4 protein-coding genes and 3 pseudogenes are annotated in these 3,822 nt (G+C 61.1%); 6 read left to right on the forward strand and 1 reads right to left on the reverse strand.

The annotated features are described in order from the left end of the window. The 5 genes and pseudogenes from ASD63_RS35310 to ASD63_RS26240 form a co-directional block, all read left to right on the forward strand. Positions 1–164 (forward strand): annotated as a pseudogene (locus tag ASD63_RS35310) (FAD-binding protein); the annotation flags it as partial. Positions 165–289: 125 nt separating this feature from the next. Next, on the forward strand, positions 290–1,455 hold a 1,166-nt coding region (locus ASD63_RS36335), incomplete at its 3' end, for an NAD(P)/FAD-dependent oxidoreductase (protein WP_244497279.1). A gap of 1 nt (position 1,456) precedes the next feature. Beyond that, a pseudogene (locus ASD63_RS36340) lies at positions 1,457–1,693 on the forward strand (electron transfer flavoprotein-ubiquinone oxidoreductase); the annotation flags it as partial. Position 1,694: 1 nt separating this feature from the next. Continuing rightward, positions 1,695–2,129: pseudogene (locus ASD63_RS36345) on the forward strand (4Fe-4S dicluster domain-containing protein); the annotation flags it as partial. Between the two features lie 421 nt (positions 2,130–2,550). Further along, the gene (locus ASD63_RS26240; RefSeq protein WP_060530016.1) at positions 2,551–3,021 is read left to right on the forward strand and encodes a GNAT family protein; all 471 of its coding nucleotides are present in this window, start codon (positions 2,551–2,553) and stop codon (positions 3,019–3,021) included. Positions 3,022–3,125: 104 nt separating this feature from the next. Here the strand turns inward: ASD63_RS26240 and ASD63_RS35320 are convergent, their stop codons facing one another. Continuing rightward, entirely contained in the window at positions 3,126–3,284 is a 159-nt protein-coding gene (locus ASD63_RS35320) for a hypothetical protein (RefSeq protein ID WP_156624186.1), read from the reverse strand. 260 nt (positions 3,285–3,544) lie between these two features. Between ASD63_RS35320 and ASD63_RS26245 the strand changes: the two genes are divergently transcribed. Further along, positions 3,545–3,822 (forward strand): aldehyde dehydrogenase family protein (locus ASD63_RS26245; RefSeq protein WP_156624187.1); only part of this gene is annotated, 278 nt, incomplete at its 3' end.

The raw sequence follows: 3,822 nt of genomic DNA on the forward strand, positions 1-3,822 counted from the left end.
CCTGCGGCATCTCCGGTGCCATCCAGCACCTCGCCGGCATGAAGGACTCGAAGGTCATCGTCGCCATCAACAAGGACGAAGAGGCGCCGATCTTCCAGGTCGCCGACTACGGCCTGGTTGCCGATCTCTTCGACGCTCTGCCGGAACTCGAAAAAGCACTTTGAAGCGAACATGTCCAAGATGAGTGATCTGCCCGAACGCGAGAGCATGGAGTTCGACGTTGTGATCGTGGGTGCGGGGCCGGCGGGTCTTGCGGCGGCGATCCGGCTGAAGCAGGTCAATCCGGANTCTGCCCGAACGCGAGAGCATGGAGTTCGACGTTGTGATCGTGGGTGCGGGGCCGGCGGGTCTTGCGGCGGCGATCCGGCTGAAGCAGGTCAATCCGGAGCTTTCGGTCGTCGTGCTCGAAAAGGGCGCYGAAGTCGGTGCGCATATCCTGTCGGGCGCCGTCGTCGATCCCATCGGCATCGACCGCTTGCTGCCGGACTGGCGCGCCGACGCCGACCATCCGTTCAAGACCGAAGTGACGGACGACCACTTCCTGTTCTTAGGGCCCGCCGGCTCGATCCGCCTGCCGAACTTCCTGATGCCGCCGCTGATGAACAATCACGGCAACTACATCGTATCGCTCGACAACGTCTGTCGCTGGCTGGCGACAAAGGCGGAGGAACTCGGCGTCGAGATCTATCCGGGCTTTGCCGCCACCGAAGTGCTCTACAATGACGAAGGTGCGGTCATCGGTGTCGCCACCGGCGACATGGGTGTCGAGCGCAACGGCGAACCGGGCCCGAACTTTGCCCGCGGCATGGCGCTCTTGGGCAAATACACGCTGATCGGCGAGGGCGTGCGCGGTTCGCTCGCCAAGCAACTGATCGCCAAGTTCGATCTCTCCAGGGACAGCGACGTCCAGAAGTTCGGCATTGGTCTGAAGGAACTCTGGCAGGTCAAGCCCGAGAACCATCGCCCGGGTCTGGTACAGCACTCCTTCGGCTGGCCGCTCGGCATGAAGACCGGTGGCGGTTCGTTCCTCTATCACCTCGAAGACAACATGGTCGCCGTCGGCTTCGTCGTGCACCTGAATTACAAGAACCCCTATCTCTTCCCCTTCGAGGAGTTCCAGCGCTTCAAGACGCATCCGGCGATCCGCGGCACGTTCGAGGGCGGCAAGCGGCTGTCCTATGGCGCCCGTGCGATCACCGAGGGCGGCTACCAGTCAGTGCCGAAGCTCTCCTTCCCCGGAGGCGCGCTGATCGGCTGTTCGGCCGGGCTCGTCAACGTGCCGCGCATCAAGGGCAGCCACAATGCGGTACTTTCAGGCATTCTCGCGGCCGAGAAGCTGGCAGCAGCGATCGCCTCCGGCCGCGCCAATGACGAGCCGATCGAGATCGAACGCGGCTGGCGCGACAGCGCCATCGGCCAGGACCTGAAGCGGGTGAGAAACGTCAAGCCGCTGTGNGGCCGCGCCAATGACGAGCCGATCGAGATCGAACGCGGCTGGCGCGACAGCGCCATCGGCCAGGACCTGAAGCGGGTGAGAAACGTCAAGCCGCTGTGGTCGAAGTTCGGCACGGCGATCGGCGTTGGGCTCGGTGGTCTCGACATGTGGACCAACCAGCTGTTCGGCTTCTCCTTCTTCGGCACGCTGAAGCACGGAAAGACCGATGCGCAGTCGCTCGAACCCGCAGCGCAGCACNCTCGACATGTGGACCAACCAGCTGTTCGGCTTCTCCTTCTTCGGCACGCTGAAGCACGGAAAGACCGATGCGCAGTCGCTCGAACCCGCAGCGCAGCACCAGAAGATCGACTATCCGAAGCCGGATGGGGTTCTGACCTTCGATCGACTGTCGTCAGTGTTCCTGTCGAACACCAACCATGAGGAAGACCAGCCGGTTCACTTGCAGGTGAAGGATATGGATCTGCAGAAGCGCTCCGAGCATGACGTCTATGCCGGTCCGTCCACGCGCTACTGTCCGGCCGGCGTCTACGAATGGGTGGAGAAGGACGGCAGGCAAGTCTTCGTCATCAACGCGCAGAACTGCGTGCACTGCAAGACCTGCGACATCAAGGACCCGAACCAGAACATCAACTGGGTGCCGCCGCAGGGTGGCGAAGGCCCGGTCTATCCGAACNCAGAACTGCGTGCACTGCAAGACCTGCGACATCAAGGACCCGAACCAGAACATCAACTGGGTGCCGCCGCAGGGTGGCGAAGGCCCGGTCTATCCGAACATGTAATGGTCGGATGGCGGGCGGCATGGCCTGCGTGGACAGGGCCGGGAGCGAGACCAGAGATTTCTCCGCAGAATGCCGCCTGATGGACTTATAGGACGGTGCCCTGATATCAAGACTGGCGTCTATGCGCCTTGTGGTTATAGTCACGGTTGGATAGCGTTGCTTTCACCCTCAGGAGAATGCCTATGATTGCCTTCGTATCGCTTCCGACATCGCTGGCCGCAGCGGCGAGCGGAATGGCAGTCTTGTCCTCGAGCAGAGGATAGTCAGCGCTCCCGTTCGGCTTTGAATACCTTTGGGTTTGTCAGAAAGCCGAAAATGATCACTGAAGTAACGAAAGATGATTTCGATGCGATGCTTGCCGGCTTCGCACGAGAAGGGCTCTATCTTGCGCCCGACGTTGTAATCGCACCTCCGGAAGTGCTGGTCATGCTCCGCAGCCTTGCCGACGACGTTGGGCAACGGTTCGCGCCCGCGGCTTGGTGGATCGTGAATGAAGGCGAAGTCGTCGGCCTTTGCTCCGTCATCAGAGTTCCCCATGAAAGAGACGTTCATATCGGTTATGGCATCGCACCGACGCGTCAAGGGCGGGGCTTTGCTACACAGGCCGTAAGCCAGATACTCTCCTGGGCGCGGAGCGATCCACGGGTCGCCCAGATTTCGGCTGAGACGGGCGTCGAAAACATCGCGTCGCAACGCGTTCTGGAGCGAAATGGCTTCCTGCGTGTCGGCCAACGTGTCGATGCCGAAGACGGCCTCGTCATCTGCTGGCGTGCAATAACAGAGTAAGGTAGCCGAACCGAAGCTTCGGGGCGCCGCCCTGGAGCGTCGGTCGCTTCAGCAGCCTGTTCACGGTGCAGATTTGCCGCCGGACCGCCGGGAGAGCTTTCCCTTCAGATGAACCCGAAATCGACGGATGCGTTAAATTCCCGCCGGTCGTACGGATAGGTGTAGCAGGTGTACCAGATGCTGCCCTGACCGAGCAAAACAATCACTCGTTCAAGAAGGGTCATCCGGTATTCGCTCTTTCGAGCCGGTATAGTCGTCGGCATGTTGCTGGCATCCTCCCAATTTTTGATCTGGCGAGCTTCAGTGTGCGGCCTCCATTTTCCTCATGGCGCGACGGATTTCTCACCTGCGTTGATCTTACTGACTATCCGGCTCGCAAATCACGCACGGAATGCCGAAGAGAGCTTTCAGGATTTTCGATGAAACAAGGCCGCCGAAATCCTCAAAACTAAAGGCAGCGCCGTGCGCCGCCCGGATTGCCGGAGGTGTGTTTCGGAAGCTCCAGGAGATCGTCGGAGGACCAATGCTCTCACACTTTAAAGACCCATCATTGTTTCGCCAGGCAGCCCTCGTTGGCGGCGAGTGGATCGAGGCGGACGCGGCAAACGCGATCGAGGTGAACAACCCGGCGACGGGCGAGATCATCGGCCGGGTGCCGAAGCTCGGCGCCAAGGAAACCAGGGCTGCGATCGAGGCCGCGCGTGTCGCCCAGAAGACCTGGGCAGCGCGCACGGCCAAGGACCGCGCCGGCGTGCTGCGCAAGTGGTTCGAGCTGATGATCGAGAACAAGGACGATCTCGG

The sequence above is a fragment of the Ensifer sp. Root558 genome, from assembly GCF_001427045.1.
GTDB classification, from domain to species: domain Bacteria; phylum Pseudomonadota; class Alphaproteobacteria; order Rhizobiales; family Rhizobiaceae; genus Ensifer; species Ensifer adhaerens.